This window comes from Shewanella algicola, assembly GCF_014648035.1.
In the GTDB taxonomy this organism is placed as follows: domain Bacteria; phylum Pseudomonadota; class Gammaproteobacteria; order Enterobacterales; family Shewanellaceae; genus Shewanella; species Shewanella algicola.
Window position 1 is genome coordinate 48102 of record NZ_BMQI01000018.1, and the last position, 13996, is coordinate 62097.

Annotated in this window: 13 protein-coding genes and 1 pseudogene; 11 read left to right on the top strand and 3 right to left on the bottom strand. The window is 42.5% G+C overall.

Annotation, left to right across the window (positions count from 1 at the left end; all coding sequences use genetic code 11):
- Nucleotides 1-194: 194 nt before the first annotated feature.
- A pseudogene (locus IEY42_RS22365) lies at nucleotides 195-506 on the bottom strand (META domain-containing protein); the annotation flags it as partial.
- Nucleotides 507-734: 228 nt separating this feature from the next.
- On the opposite strand from IEY42_RS22365, the gene IEY42_RS09640 reads away from it, so the two are divergent.
- Genes IEY42_RS09640 through IEY42_RS09650 form a run of 3 tightly spaced genes read left to right on the top strand, consistent with a single transcriptional unit; the run spans nucleotide 735 to nucleotide 1882 of the window.
- Entirely contained in the window at nucleotides 735-953 is a 219-nt protein-coding gene (locus IEY42_RS09640) for a hypothetical protein (RefSeq protein WP_188925041.1), read from the top strand.
- Between the two features lie 3 nt (nucleotides 954-956).
- The gene (locus tag IEY42_RS09645) at nucleotides 957-1520 is read left to right on the top strand and encodes a GNAT family N-acetyltransferase (RefSeq protein ID WP_188925042.1); all 564 of its coding nucleotides are present in this window, start codon (nucleotides 957-959) and stop codon (nucleotides 1518-1520) included.
- Nucleotides 1520-1882 (top strand): hypothetical protein, encoded by a 363-nt coding sequence (locus tag IEY42_RS09650; RefSeq protein WP_188925043.1) that lies wholly within the window; start codon nucleotides 1520-1522, stop codon nucleotides 1880-1882. Before IEY42_RS09645 ends, IEY42_RS09650 begins: the two co-directional genes overlap by 1 nt.
- Before the next feature lie 6 nt (nucleotides 1883-1888).
- On the opposite strand, the gene IEY42_RS09655 is transcribed toward IEY42_RS09650, so the two are convergent.
- Complete coding sequence (locus IEY42_RS09655; protein ID WP_188925044.1) at nucleotides 1889-2467, bottom strand: GNAT family N-acetyltransferase; 579 nt, start codon at nucleotides 2465-2467, stop codon at nucleotides 1889-1891.
- Between the two features lie 70 nt (nucleotides 2468-2537).
- A complete protein-coding gene (metK, locus tag IEY42_RS09660; protein WP_188925045.1) occupies nucleotides 2538-3689 on the bottom strand; it encodes a methionine adenosyltransferase in 1152 nt (383 codons plus the stop codon).
- A 538-nt stretch (nucleotides 3690-4227) separates the two neighbouring features.
- Between metK and tkt the strand changes: the two genes are divergently transcribed.
- The 8 genes from tkt to IEY42_RS09700 all read left to right on the top strand — a co-directional run bounded on the left by tkt (nucleotide 4228) and on the right by IEY42_RS09700 (nucleotide 13929).
- Nucleotides 4228-6222 carry a transketolase gene (gene tkt, locus IEY42_RS09665; protein ID WP_188925046.1) on the top strand — a complete coding sequence of 665 codons (1995 nt, stop codon included), beginning with the start codon at nucleotides 4228-4230 and terminating at the stop codon, nucleotides 6220-6222.
- A gap of 185 nt (nucleotides 6223-6407) precedes the next feature.
- Nucleotides 6408-7427, top strand: coding sequence for an erythrose-4-phosphate dehydrogenase (epd, locus tag IEY42_RS09670; RefSeq protein ID WP_188925047.1), 1020 nt, complete (start codon nucleotides 6408-6410; stop codon nucleotides 7425-7427).
- Nucleotides 7428-7507: 80 nt separating this feature from the next.
- A complete protein-coding gene (locus tag IEY42_RS09675) occupies nucleotides 7508-8683 on the top strand; it encodes a phosphoglycerate kinase (RefSeq protein WP_188925048.1) in 1176 nt (391 codons plus the stop codon).
- A gap of 149 nt (nucleotides 8684-8832) precedes the next feature.
- Entirely contained in the window at nucleotides 8833-9897 is a 1065-nt protein-coding gene (gene fba, locus IEY42_RS09680) for a class II fructose-bisphosphate aldolase (protein ID WP_188925049.1), read from the top strand.
- Nucleotides 9898-10082: 185 nt separating this feature from the next.
- Complete coding sequence (locus IEY42_RS09685) at nucleotides 10083-11423, top strand: MATE family efflux transporter (protein WP_188925050.1); 1341 nt, start codon at nucleotides 10083-10085, stop codon at nucleotides 11421-11423.
- Between the two features lie 136 nt (nucleotides 11424-11559).
- Nucleotides 11560-12300, top strand: a complete 741-nt coding sequence (locus IEY42_RS09690; RefSeq protein ID WP_188925051.1) for a DUF481 domain-containing protein — start codon at nucleotides 11560-11562, stop codon at nucleotides 12298-12300.
- Between the two features lie 338 nt (nucleotides 12301-12638).
- Nucleotides 12639-13343, top strand: coding sequence for a hypothetical protein (locus IEY42_RS09695; protein WP_188925052.1), 705 nt, complete (start codon nucleotides 12639-12641; stop codon nucleotides 13341-13343).
- A gap of 40 nt (nucleotides 13344-13383) precedes the next feature.
- Nucleotides 13384-13929 carry a hypothetical protein gene (locus IEY42_RS09700; RefSeq protein ID WP_188925053.1) on the top strand — a complete coding sequence of 182 codons (546 nt, stop codon included), beginning with the start codon at nucleotides 13384-13386 and terminating at the stop codon, nucleotides 13927-13929.
- The last annotated feature ends 67 nt before the right edge of the window (nucleotides 13930-13996 follow it).

Genomic DNA, 13996 nt, shown 5'->3' on the forward strand with positions numbered 1-13996 from the left:
AAATTTTATAATTGTTATTCAAAAAAACTAGCTCATTTTGAATAGATTGCTTGATTAAGTCAAGAACGAATCAGATTTGCTGAATAAAAATTCATTTGTAAAGTGGAACTTTATGCTGACACTTTACGCCGAGCCTTGAGCGTAAGGCAAAGCTGATTGGCAGGTATGCCTCATGATTTAGATGATGTGTATTGTTAGCCAGAGTGTTTCGTTAATACCAGTAAAGTGTCACCATTGGCAGCCATTAAGTTAAGCTTACCATTTGAAATATTGACGTGTTTTACCAATGATATCGCCTGCATTAATTTTGCTTCTTGCGCCACAAGAGCATCAATACAAGCTTTCATGGTGGCACCTTGCGTGGCAATCTGTAATTGATGGCCTTGTTGAATATAATGCCCAAAAAATTGATTACAGCTATTATGGCCGCTTAATTGGCCATCTCGAGAAAAGGCAATATTAGCGGGACTGTAGTCAATGGCAGGTGTATTGACTACAACCTCAACATTCCATGTGCCAAGTCATTGTTGTGGTGTGGCCATTTGCGGTTGAGTTTGACAAGCGCTAAGGCCAAAAAGTAATCCTATGGCACAAAGAGTAGGCTTTATCATGCGACGAATGCTCCTATAATAAAAAGTAGCGGTTATTCTGCTATTGCGAGAATACATTTAGGCTGATAATGGTCATCTTTTGTTGGTTTAATTAACACAATTTAACCTGTAATGAGTACGTATATGATCAAACTGCTAAAAGCACTGCATTTTATTGGCATCGTTATGTTATTAGTTGGCATTTTCTTGTATTGGCAGACAGATGTAGTCCAACAAGTGAGTGGCATGTTAGTCGTTGCATCACTGATAGGCGTTGGCACATTAATGATGTCACCATTACCTGTGGCGCTAGTGTTTGAGTGGGCACGAAATCAACCGACGTCAGACAACCCAAAGGAATAATCATTGTTATTCACTATCCGTAAAGGCGTACTAACTGACGCCGCAGCCATTGTGCAATTAGAACGCGAGCATATTAACGACGAACTAATCAGGCCTGTTGCCGCATTGCACGCGCACTCTTTTACTCTTAATGAGGTTAAAACGTTAATCAATCACCACTGGCTGGTGGTTGCTGAGGTACAAGGCAAAATTATTGCTTATGTTGTAGCGGCTAAGTGGGCGTTTTTTTCATCTCAACCACTGTATCGTTACATTATTCAACGTATTAAATTTGCTGATGTAGACGGCTGTGCATTATCAACCACAAACACTTGCCAATACGGGCCTGTTTGGATTGACCCATCTTATCGAGGCCAGGGAATATTTGAAGCTTTAGCGAATGAGCTTAAGCATCAGGTAAAAGCCACTTATCCGTTTATGGTGACGTTTATTTCTGGTGATAATAAACGTTCGCTTGCAGCGCATAAAAACAAAGCCGCTATGCATGTGCTTGAATATTTTACATTTGAGCAACGTGACTATCAGTTGCTGGCCACTGACAATCATCAATCGACTGAGGCAAACTAATGACGACGAATTTTGAAACACTGTTTAGCCCCTATTCAGCATTGCGGTTGGCGGCTTTTGATAATATGAAGTTAATTGCCGCCGTGCTAACTGAGGCCGGTGAGGCGTATCAATGTGTAGAGGCCAATCTATTAGTATCTGCTGCCAATGAGCAGGTTAATCGTGGCTATTTTGTGCAATGGGGTGATCGCTGGTTATATTGCGGGCTTTGTAACTCTTATGCCGATCCGATTGTATTAATGACGAAAATTGAACTTGAGCAGATTGATGTGGCATCGGTGACCTTGATTACGGTGCCTGTGATGTCTATGCAGCAAGTGGGTTTTATGTGTATTGAAAGTGCCCACTTTGATCACTGCTAAGTATATTTAGAGAGTGCGGCATAATTGCATTATGACGAGGGGGCGCTTATCGCTATGGTAACGCAGATACAGCTGGAGAATATCTGCGGGAATTTGATTGGTTTGTTGTGGTGTCACTAAATTAAATTGTTGTTTTTGATACAAAGGTTGCAGTATTGCCTCAGTAAATAAAAAGCATTTTTTATCGATTAAATGCGGGTTTATAAAGTTGAGCAAATCGCTCGCGACACCTTTGCCGCGGGAGTCGGGTTCAACTAATACGCCGTTAATTAGTTGAAACGGCCCCACGGGTTTTATTCTGACAGCCGCAATAATTTTGGCTGGTGAGCTGAATGCTTTGTTTGAACCCGTTAAGGTTTGTGTCGTGATAGCTTGCGCCATTGAAGGAGGTTTATCATCAGCCAGAGCAGGGGTGTGATGTTGGCAAATTACTGCAACAGACTCTTTCGCGGATACCCTGGCATAGGGCATATACTGGCGGTAAAAAAGCTTTAGCGCTGACCATTGTTTTATTTGAGCTAGGCTATCAGCACAATCATGACTTCCACTCAGTAGGTCAGTATTTATCCAGTCTGTTTTAATCATTAGTTTTGACTTTATTTATAGTAACAAAAAACCGCCATAAGGCGGTTTTTTTATAGCCATGCAAGATTAATTATAAACCGGCATCTGCACGTAATATTTCAGCTTTGTCTGTCGCTTCCCAAGGGAAGATATCGCGGCCAAAGTGACCATAAGCAGCCGTTTGTTGATAGATAGGACGTGCTAAATCTAACATTGCTGTTAAGCCATATGGGCGTAATTCAAAATGTTGACGAACTAATTTGATTAACACTTCTTGAGGCACTTTACCGGTACCGAAAGTTTCGATACTGATAGAGGTTGGCTCAGCAACACCAATAGCGTAAGACACTTGTAACTCGCAACGATCAGCAAGACCGGCAGCGACAATATTTTTAGCGACATAACGTGCTGCATAAGCTGCACTACGGTCAACTTTTGATGGGTCTTTACCAGAGAAAGCGCCACCACCATGACGTGCCATACCACCGTATGTATCAACGATAATTTTACGTCCAGTTAGTCCGCAGTCGCCAACGGGTCCGCCAATAACAAAACGTCCAGTTGGATTAATAAAGTATTTAGTGTCTTTATTTAACCACTGCGCAGGTAATACTGGCTTGATGATGGTTTCCATTACGGCTTCAATCAAATCAGCTTGAGTGACGTCTTCACGGTGTTGAGTCGATAACACAATGGCATCAATACCGATAATTTTGCCTTCATCGTATGCAAAAGTAACTTGGCTTTTTGCATCTGGGCGTAACCAAGGTAATGTGCCGTCTTTACGCACTTCTGACTGACGCTTCACTAATTTGTGCGCATAAGTAATCGGTGCTGGCATTAATACGTCAGTTTCATTGCTGGCATAACCAAACATTAAGCCCTGATCGCCAGCGCCTTGTTCTGCAGGATCACTGCGATCAACGCCTTGGTTAATGTCCGGAGACTGCTTACCAATGGCGTTTAATACGGCACATGAATCAGCATCAAAACCCATATCTGAATGGGTGTAACCAATTTCACGTACAGTTTTACGGGTAATTTCTTCAATATCGACCCAAGCAGAAGTGGTGACTTCGCCGCCCACTAATACCATGCCTGTTTTGACATATGTTTCGCACGCAACACGAGCTTTTGGATCTTGCTCAAGGATTGCGTCTAATACCGCATCAGAAATCTGATCGGCGATTTTATCTGGATGACCTTCTGAGACCGACTCAGAGGTAAACAAGTGCTTTGCCATAATTGGAAAATCTCGTTGGTTGCATTTGAATATACGTCTAGACGTCTATTTTAATCGAAATCGAAATTGATAACACCCCCCTAATACGAATTTAACCTAAGAATTGTGCATTACATCAGCAATCTATTTTACTTTTGGGATTTATGGTTTGAATAAATATAGGTTAATTTATTGAATTATAGTGACTTAATGATACTATTTATCATTTTTGATGTCTGTGGAATGGTCAGTATTAGGCAATTTTTTTGCTCATAATGTGATTTTAGTAGTGAAAATAAACGACCTAATTTATCAAATGTCCTCAATTAATCGTGTCAGTGTCAACAAATCATTACTGCTAATTGCACAAGATGTCGAAAGCGGCTTTATTGCAAACTTAAGTTAAATCTGTATAGACATGCACAGCCAAATGCAACAAGCATCGTCGTTAGGACTCATAAAAACAACCCGAAAAATTTTAATTTGCGTCCCACCGCCTAGTAGGGGAAAATGCCTATCCACAATTGCCGTTAGATCTCACAAACAAGCAGGAGAGAGCATGTCTTCTCGTAAAGTACTCGCTAATGCCATTCGCGCCCTAAGTATGGACGCGGTTCAAAAAGCTAACTCTGGTCACCCAGGTGCACCAATGGGGATGGCTGATATCGCAGAAGTGCTATGGAACGATTTTCTAAAGCATAACCCGACTAACCCAAACTGGGCTGATCGCGATCGTTTCATTTTATCAAACGGTCACGGTTCAATGCTTATTTACTCTTTACTGCATTTATCGGGTTATGAATTACCTATTGAAGAGCTAAAGCAATTCCGTCAGTTACACTCTAAAACGCCGGGTCACCCAGAGTTTGGTTATACGCCTGGTGTTGAAACGACTACCGGTCCTTTAGGCGCTGGTATCAGTAACGCTGTGGGTATGGCAATTGCTGAAAAAACTTTAGCAGCCCAGTTCAACCGCCCTGGCTTTGATATTGTTGACCACTACACTTATTGTTTCTTAGGTGATGGCTGCTTAATGGAAGGTATTTCTCACGAAGCCAGTTCATTAGCAGGAACCTTAGGCCTAGGTAAGTTAGTGGCATTTTGGGATGACAACGGTATTTCTATCGATGGCCATGTTGAAGGTTGGTTTACAGACGACACACCTAAGCGTTTTGAATCATACGGCTGGCATGTGATTGCTGGTGTTGACGGTCATAACCCTGATGCAATCCGTGCAGCAATTGAAGAAGCTAAGTCGGTAACTGATAAGCCATCTATGATTTGCTGCAAAACTATTATTGGTTTTGGCTCGCCAAACAAATCTGGCAGCCACGACTGTCACGGCGCACCATTAGGTGATGCAGAGATTGCGGCAGCACGTGAATTCTTAAATTGGCCACATGCGCCGTTTGATATTCCAGCTGATGTATATTCAGGTTGGGATGCCAAGCAAAAAGGTGTGGCTAACGAAGCATTATGGAATGACAAGTTTGCTGCATACCAAGCTGCATTCCCTGAATTAGCTGCTGAATACGACCGTCGTGTACTTAACGGCGATTTACCTGCTGATTTTGAAGCCAAAGCACAAGCTTATATCCAAGAGTGTCAAGATAAAGCGGAAGGCATTGCCAGCCGTAAAGCATCGCAAAATGCCATTGGTTTCTTTGGTGCAATGTTGCCAGAGCTATTAGGCGGTAGCGCCGACTTAGCGGGTTCAAACCTAACGCTTTGGTCAGGTTCAAAAGGCATTCAAGACGACCCAGCCGGTAACTACATCTATTACGGTGTACGTGAGTTCGGTATGAGCGGCATTATGAACGGCGCATCATTACACGGTGGTTTTATCAACTACGGCGCAACGTTTATGATGTTTATGGAATACGCGCGTAATGCTGTCCGTATGTCTGCATTAATGGGCATTCAAAATATTTTTGTTTATACCCATGACTCTATCGGTCAAGGTGAAGATGGCCCAACTCACCAACCGGTTGAACAACTTGCAAACTTACGCTTAACGCCAAATATGGCGGTATGGCGTCCATGTGATGCGGCTGAAACCGCAGTATCTTGGAAAGCCGCTATTGAGCGTCGTAATGCACCAACATCATTAATCTTTAGCCGTCAAGGTCTTAAAGCTCAAGCACGTACTGCTGAGCAATTAGCTAACGTGGCTAAAGGTGGCTATATATTGTCTGATTGCGAAGGCACTGCAGAAGTTATTTTGATTGCTACCGGCAGTGAAGTGCAATTAGCCATGGATTCTGCTGCTGAGTTAACTAAGCTAGGTCAAAAAGTGCGTGTGGTTTCTATGCCATCAACCACTGAATTTGATAAGCAAGATGCAGCATATAAAGAGTCAGTACTACCAAAAGCTGTGACTAAGCGTGTAGCCATTGAAGCTGCTCATACTGATTTTTGGTACAAGTATGTTGGTTTTGAAGGCGGCGTAGTGGGCATGACCACCTTTGGTGAATCTGCTCCAGGCGGTGACTTACTTAAGCATTTCGGCTTCACTGTTGATAATGTCGTAAAAACTGTCCAGTCTTTAGGATAATCGCTTGCCATTAAACACTTATCTATTAAGTGTTTAATCTGTATAATAACGACCTGCAATGCAATTGTAGGTCGTTTTTTTATGCCTACAATTTCACAAAAATAATATACTAAGCCACTCATGTTTAAGCTTTTTATATCGCTGACTCAATAACATGTGCTTAGGTTAATTACTTTGGACCCTAAATGATTCGAGTTGCAATTAATGGATATGGTCGAATTGGCCGCTCAATTCTTCGTGCATTGTACGAGTCGGGTAAACGCCAGCAAATTCAGATAGTCGCGATTAATGAACTCGCAAAACCTGAAGCCATTTGTCACCTTACGCAATACGACACCACCCACGGGCGTTTTAAGCACACAGTCCGCCTCGATGGCGACAAGCTGTTGATTGGCGATGACAATATTCAATTATTTAATCAAGCTGATGCGAGTTTACTGCCCTGGCGCGAGCTTGATATTGATATTGTATATGAAGCCACAGGTAGCTTAATCGACCGTCAAGCTTGCGGGGCGCACATTCAAGCGGGCGCTAAACAAGTGTTGATTAGTCATCCGTCATCTGCCGATGTTGATGGCACTATTGTTTATGGTGTTAATCATGATTTATTGCGCCCTGAACACACTATTATCTCTAATGCATCATGCACAACAAACTGTATTGTGCCGGTTATCGATGTGTTAGACAGGCATTTTGAAGTCAAAAGTGGCGCTATTACTACTATTCATTCGGCCATGAATGATCAACAGGTGATTGATGCCTACCATGATGACTTGCGCCGAACTCGCGCTGCTGGGCAATCTATTATTCCTGTCGACACCAAGTTAGCCCGTGGTATCGAACGTATTTTGCCTCACATGAAAGATAAATTTGAAGCGATCTCGGTAAGGGTTCCCACCATTAATGTGACCGCGATCGACTTATCGGTCACCCTCGATAAAAAAGTCGATATTGAACAAATCAACAAAGTGTTAGAACTTGCGTCAAACGGCAGTTTTAATGGTATTTTAGGCTATACTGACGAGCCGTTAGTGTCGTGTGACTTTAACCACGATCCTCGCTCAAGTATTGTCGATGGCACTCAAACCCGTGTCAGCGCCGGCCACCTGGTCAAATTATTATTATGGTGCGACAACGAATGGGGTTTTGCTAATCGCATGCTCGATACGAGTTTAGCAATGATCCAAGCTAAACAAGTGCAGTAAATACCAACCGATTAATCAGTAATGGGTGTTAAACCGGTTACGTCCAATTTTGTTTTTAACTTAAAAAGGAAAGGCTAATTATGGCAATTATTAATATGACAGATTTAGATCTACAAAATAAGCGCGTGCTTATTCGTGAAGATTTAAATGTACCTGTCAGTGACGGTGTGGTGACCAGTGATGCGCGTTTACGTGCATCAATACCAACCATTCAACTCGCATTGCAAAAAGGCGCCGCCGTGATGGTGATGTCGCATTTAGGTCGCCCAACAGAGGGTGAATTTAATGCTGAATACTCAATGCAACCCGTTGTCGATTATCTAGTAAAAGCCCTAGATTGCCCAGTGCGTCTAGTTAGCGATTACCTCGATGGAGTTGATGTAAACGTCGGCGAAGTGATGGTTTTTGAAAACGTCCGTTTTAATGTAGGTGAAGGCAAAAACGATGACACATTGGCCAAGAAAATGGCCGCATTGTGTGATGTTTACGTTATGGATGCATTTGGTACCGCGCATCGTGCTCAAGCATCTACCCATGGTGTTGGTGTCTATGCCCCGGTGGCGTGTGCTGGCCCGCTATTAGCACAAGAGCTCGATGCATTAGGCAAAGCGCTTCATAATCCAGCTCGTCCGATGGTGGCCATTGTGGGTGGTTCAAAAGTATCAACTAAGTTAACGGTACTTGAAAGCCTATCAACCAAAGTTGACCAGCTTGTAGTGGGCGGTGGTATTGCTAATACCTTTATCGCAGCTGCCGGTTATAAAGTGGGCAAGTCACTATATGAAGCCGATTTAGTTGAAGAAGCTAAGCGCCTTGTGGCTAACGCGCAAAGCCGTGGTGGTGATATTCCTGTGCCAACCGATGTGGTTGTCGCCAGTGAGTTTAGCCCAACAGCCGCGGCAACGCTTAAATCAGTTGCGGATGTAACCGACGGCGATATGATTTTTGATATCGGCCCTGACAGTGCAGAAGCGCTGGCAAAAATAATTGAACAAGCCGGTACGATAGTCTGGAATGGCCCTGTGGGCGTATTCGAGTTTGATCAATTTGGTGAAGGCACTAAACGCATCGCAGAAGCGATTGCAGAGTCAAAAGCATTTTCTATTGCAGGCGGTGGCGATACGCTAGCGGCAGTCGATAAATATAATATTGCTGACAAAGTGTCTTATATCTCCACTGGTGGTGGTGCTTTCCTTGAGTTTTTAGAAGGCAAAGAATTACCTGCAGTGGCAATGCTTGAAAAACGTGGCGCATAAGTTCACGTCTTAAGTTATTGTAAGTAAAAATATAATTATTATAAAAAATGCGCTGTTACTGTCTAAAGGAATGAGGTTGTAGCAGCGTTAAAAATCCGTCCAAACGATAGCGACCTAGGTGAGCAATCACCCTATTAATGGAGAACAAAATGGCTCTTATCTCTCTACGACAACTACTTGATCATGCTGCTGAGCATGATTATGGCGTCCCTGCATTTAACGTAAACAACCTTGAGCAAATGCGTGCCATTATGCAAGCGGCTGAAGCAACAGACAGTCCTGTGATTGTGCAAGCATCTGCTGGTGCGCGTAAATATGCTCGCCCACAGTTTTTAAAGTACCTTATGGCTGCTGCGCTTGAGCAGTATCCTGATGTTCCAGTGTGTATTCACCAGGACCACGGTACCGATCCTGATATTTGTCAGCGTTCAATTCAGTTAGGCATGTCATCTGTAATGATGGACGGCTCGTTAATGGCTGATGGTAAAACACCTGCATCTTATGAATACAACGTAGACGTTACTCGTCGTACGGTTGCATTTGCGCATGCGTGTGGTGTGTCTGTTGAAGGTGAAATCGGTTGCTTAGGCAGTTTAGAAACTGGCCAGGCAGGCGAAGAAGATGGCGTGGGTGCTGCAGGTATTTTAAGCATGGATCAAATGCTTACAACACCAGAAGAAGCGGCACGTTTTGTTGCTGACACTCATGTAGATGCATTAGCTATTGCAATTGGTACTAGCCATGGTGCTTACAAATTTAGCCGTAAGCCTACTGGTGATGTGCTACGTATTGACCGCATTAAAGAAATTCATGCACGTATTCCAAATACTCATTTGGTTATGCACGGTTCTTCATCGGTACCGCAAGAGTGGCTGCAAATCATTAACCAATACGGTGGTGAGATCCCAGAAACTTACGGTGTACCATTAGAAGAAATTGTTGAAGGCATTAAGCACGGTGTGCGTAAAGTGAACATCGATACCGATTTACGTTTAGCCTCAACAGGTGCTATCCGTAAGTTTTTAGCTGAACATCCTGCTGAATTTGATCCACGTAAATTCTTAAAAGCATCGATGGAAGCAATGGCAGACATTTGTACTACTCGTTATGACGCATTTGGTTGTGCGGGTATGGCGTCTAAAATTAAGCCTAAGTCTTTACAAGCTATGTATAAAGCGTATCAATCTGGTGAACTTGATCCAAAAATCATGTAAACCAAGTTAGCCGATATTGTTATGAAATGGCCCACTGAATCCAGTGGGCCATTTTTTTGTAAATAAATTACGGAAAAATGTTGTTTTTTTAAACGTTATCACGCATGATCTGCGCCCTTAAAATGTCATAGTTAATTGCTATAACCCCATCAAGATTTCATTTTATACTCACAGTAGAACCGCTCATGCATTCCAAATCAGATAAGCCTTTATCTTTATTTTCATTAGCTTGGCGCTTGTTCGTTGACTTTGCTTTGCACTTTTTAACGGCGGCCATTAACACCTTTATGATCAGCCATGTGTCTTACCAAGGCGTAGCGGCGTTATCTGTCGGTAATATGGTGTTTGAGCTGTCTATTACGTTATTTAGTTTCGTCAGTGTTGGTGCAAGTGTGGTCATTACCCAATATTTAGGTTCACAAAATAAGGTCGCGGCCAGTGCGGTGGTGTACTCATCTATTGGGTTTAACTTTTTAGTGGGATTGGTCGCTGCCGTTGGTATTTTAACCGGCTCCACAATGATGTTGAATTTAATGAATCTGCCCGCAGAATTAATGGTAGATGGAGAACTGTACCTGCACATTGTCGGCTTGTGTCTTATACCTGAAGCCATGGCAATGTGCTTGGCGGCTGGCATGCGTGCCCATGGCTTTACTCAACAAGCCATGTGGGTCACTTTGTCGATGAATATTATTACCTTTATGGGTAATTTATTGCTGCTTTATGGCTGGTTTGGCATACCGCAAATGGGCGTCGCTGGGGTGGCGATTAGTACGGTTGCAGGGCGTCTCGTAGGCATGACTATTATGGCAGTGCTGTTTGTGCGCTACACCGGCATTAAATTACATATTCCAAGCATATTGCGTCCAGAAACGAAGATGCTTAAAAAAGTGTTTCATATTGGCTTACCCGCGGCAGGTGAAAATGTGTCATGGATGCTGCAATTTATGGTGGTCACGTCATTTGTGGGGTTAATGGGCGATAAAGCGCTGGCTGCGCAGTCATTATATTTTCAAATTTGCATGTTTATCTTATTGTTTGGCTTATCTATCGGTATTGGAAACGAGATTATTATCGGCCACATGGTGGGCGCTAAAAAGCTTAAAGCGGCAGAACATCAAATGTACCGCGCGCTAAAGCTAGGCCTAATTGTGACCACTGTCGTGGCTTTATTTGTCGCAATTTGGGGACCAAACTTAGTTGCATTGTTTACAGATGAAACCGAGATTGCCCTGTTAGTCGGCCAGTTATTTATTTTAACTTTGCTGATGGAGCCTGGCCGCACATTTAATCTTATTGTGATTAATGCACTGCGTGCGAGTGGTGATGCTAAGTTTCCATTTTTGATGGGCTTGTTTTCTATGTGGTGTATTGCCGTGCCGGGCGCGTACGTATTAGGGATTCACTATGAATTTGGCTTGATAGGCATTTGGGCGGCACTAGCATTAGATGAGTGGGTCAGAGGGTTAGCGATGCTATGGCGTTGGCGCAGTGGTCGCTGGCAGTCTAAAAGCTTAATTGCTTGATGTTAATGTAAGTTGTTTCATGTTGATTGCGGTCACATTTTTGTCAATCTAGTATTGAAAGTGGTAACATGCCTGCAAATTTAGACTAGATAGCCATCTAAACGATTTGTAAATTGTAAATAAAGGACGTAATGACATGAATAAACTGCTACTTACCGCAGCTATTACACTGACCATGCCATTTGCAGCACACGCTGGAAGTGATTTTGTTGAAGGCGATGCCACTTTTGCTGGTGAAGCAGAATTAGGTGCGACATTAACCACTGGTAACACTGATACTTCTTCATTAAAAGCACGTTTAGCTTTAAAGCAAGAGCTAGGCAACTGGGAAAACCAGTATGTGTTAGAAGGATTATATAAAGAAGATACCGAAGAAGTCACCGCAAAACGTTACTTTTTTGGCGTACAAGGTGATTATCAAATAAATGATGTTAGCTATGCGTTTGCTAACACAAACTATGAAGTTGATCCATTCACCGGTTACGACTTTACCTCTACAACCTCAGCGGGTTACGGTTATCGCTTTATTGATACAGAAAGAATGTCTTTAAAAGCTGAGGCTGGTCCTGGTTATATTTATCAGCAGCTTGACGATGAAACTTCACTAGCCGAAGGTTATGACAGTGATGACAGTATCGTGCTTCACGCCGTGGTCGACTTTCAAACTAAAGTCGGTGAGTCATCGAAGTTTCAGCAAAAATTTGTTGCTGACTGGGGTGAAAAATTAGATGGACGCTCTGAAACCTCGTTAACGGCGAACATTATTGGCGCATTAGCGATGAAGTTTGCTGTCATTGTTCGTTATAACAGTGATCCGCTTGATGACAAGAAAAGCACTGATACTGAAACCAACATGACATTGCTTTATTCATTTTAAGCCAATGTCATCGAGAAAAAGCTGGCTTAGCCAGCTTTTTTTATGTCCGCGTTTCGAGCGAGTATGGACGTTGGGCGATGTCATTGCGGATTTTTACCTGCAGACATAACGTAGAGCATGGAGGTTGTTGGCATTATTCGCTTTGTTATCCCCCAGTGATACATAGCTCATAAAACCGTCATATTCGGGGGGCGGTTCACGTAATAACAATCTTATTATTTGTTTTAATAGCATTTATTCAAATTAGCATTGATTTAGGAGTATACTTTTTTTATCAGTAGCGACGCTGAGACAGTACCATGCAAATAGGATGTTGTTGGTTTGACAAAGAGCGACGTTTGTTAACTGATCAGGTAAAATCGACTCAGTGGCATTTGAACGATCATGAATATTGGGTGCTCGAACAATTAGTTCAGCATCGGGGTCAAGTTGTGCCGTTAACAATGCTCGAAACCGTAGTGCTTGATAGCGGTGCCCACCAATTACCTCATAATGAACTCGTCGGCATTATTTATCATGTTATTGATTATTTATGTGCCAAGCATTCTAACCTTGTAGAGTATATCCCAGAGCAAGGTGTTATTCTTTATCCCGCCTCTCAAGGGAAACATACCCGAATACTCGACTTACCTAACCGGCTACTGAGCTGGGGACAGTATGGGATTATTATCGTGGCATTGTTGGCTGTGCTACTGTTTGTATTGTCGAATCTTAATCCGCCGTTATTTTCTAAAGCAGATGTCATCAGGCAAGTGCTCACAATAAATGGTCAAGTGGTGCAATTATCAGTATTTGATAATCAATCTCCACAAGATGCTATTTTGCATGCAGATTGTTTATCAACTCAATTAAAACAGTGTCAAGAGGTTCGTTGGGACTCAATTAGCGCGGCGATTTCTACTGATCGTCATTATGTGAGCTTTATTTTGAGCCAATCGGAAACGCAATCTTTACAGTTTAAAAACATTAAATTAGCCGTAGATGATATGCATTCGCCATTTATCACTCAAGAATGGCTGCATAAGGTACTTATTTGTGGTTAACAGAATAGGACTTAAGTGGCGAAAAAGAGCACGGCGATTATTGCAATCAAAGCGAGGCAAATTATTGTTTGTATTGACGTGGGTGTTTGTCTTATTTGCCTTCACTCATGAGCTTGAACGTTTGGTTCCTTCGCATCAACAATGGCATTTGTCTTGCCGTGCCGATGGCTATTTTGACTCGCAACCCCCCCAGCTCACCCCCTCAGCAGTCAGTGAATTATTGTTAACCTTCACACTTGAATATCAACATGCTGCTTTGCGTTACGATTTGGATAATGAATCATCGCCAGCGGAGTTAATTTTGCTACAAGGAGATGTGGTTAAGGTCGATTTCGGCGCCTTAAATTACCAATTACAAATGCAACTAAAAAACAAAAAATTGAATGATGGTAGTATGTTACTTAGATATTTGTTGAATGAGTTAGCCGTAGGTGAAGCACAGTTCATTGATGGTGAGTCATTACCACTGCAGGTGCAAGTCTTCAATGTTGATGATGAGCAATCGAGGGCAACCTTAACGTTTATACCCAGTAATAGCATATGGTCTTGTGAGATAATGCCGGCAGTTCTGCCTCAGCCACATTGAATAAATTCATCTTTAGGTTAATATCGATAACATCGATGAAACTTTAAATGGTATGTAATTTAAAACA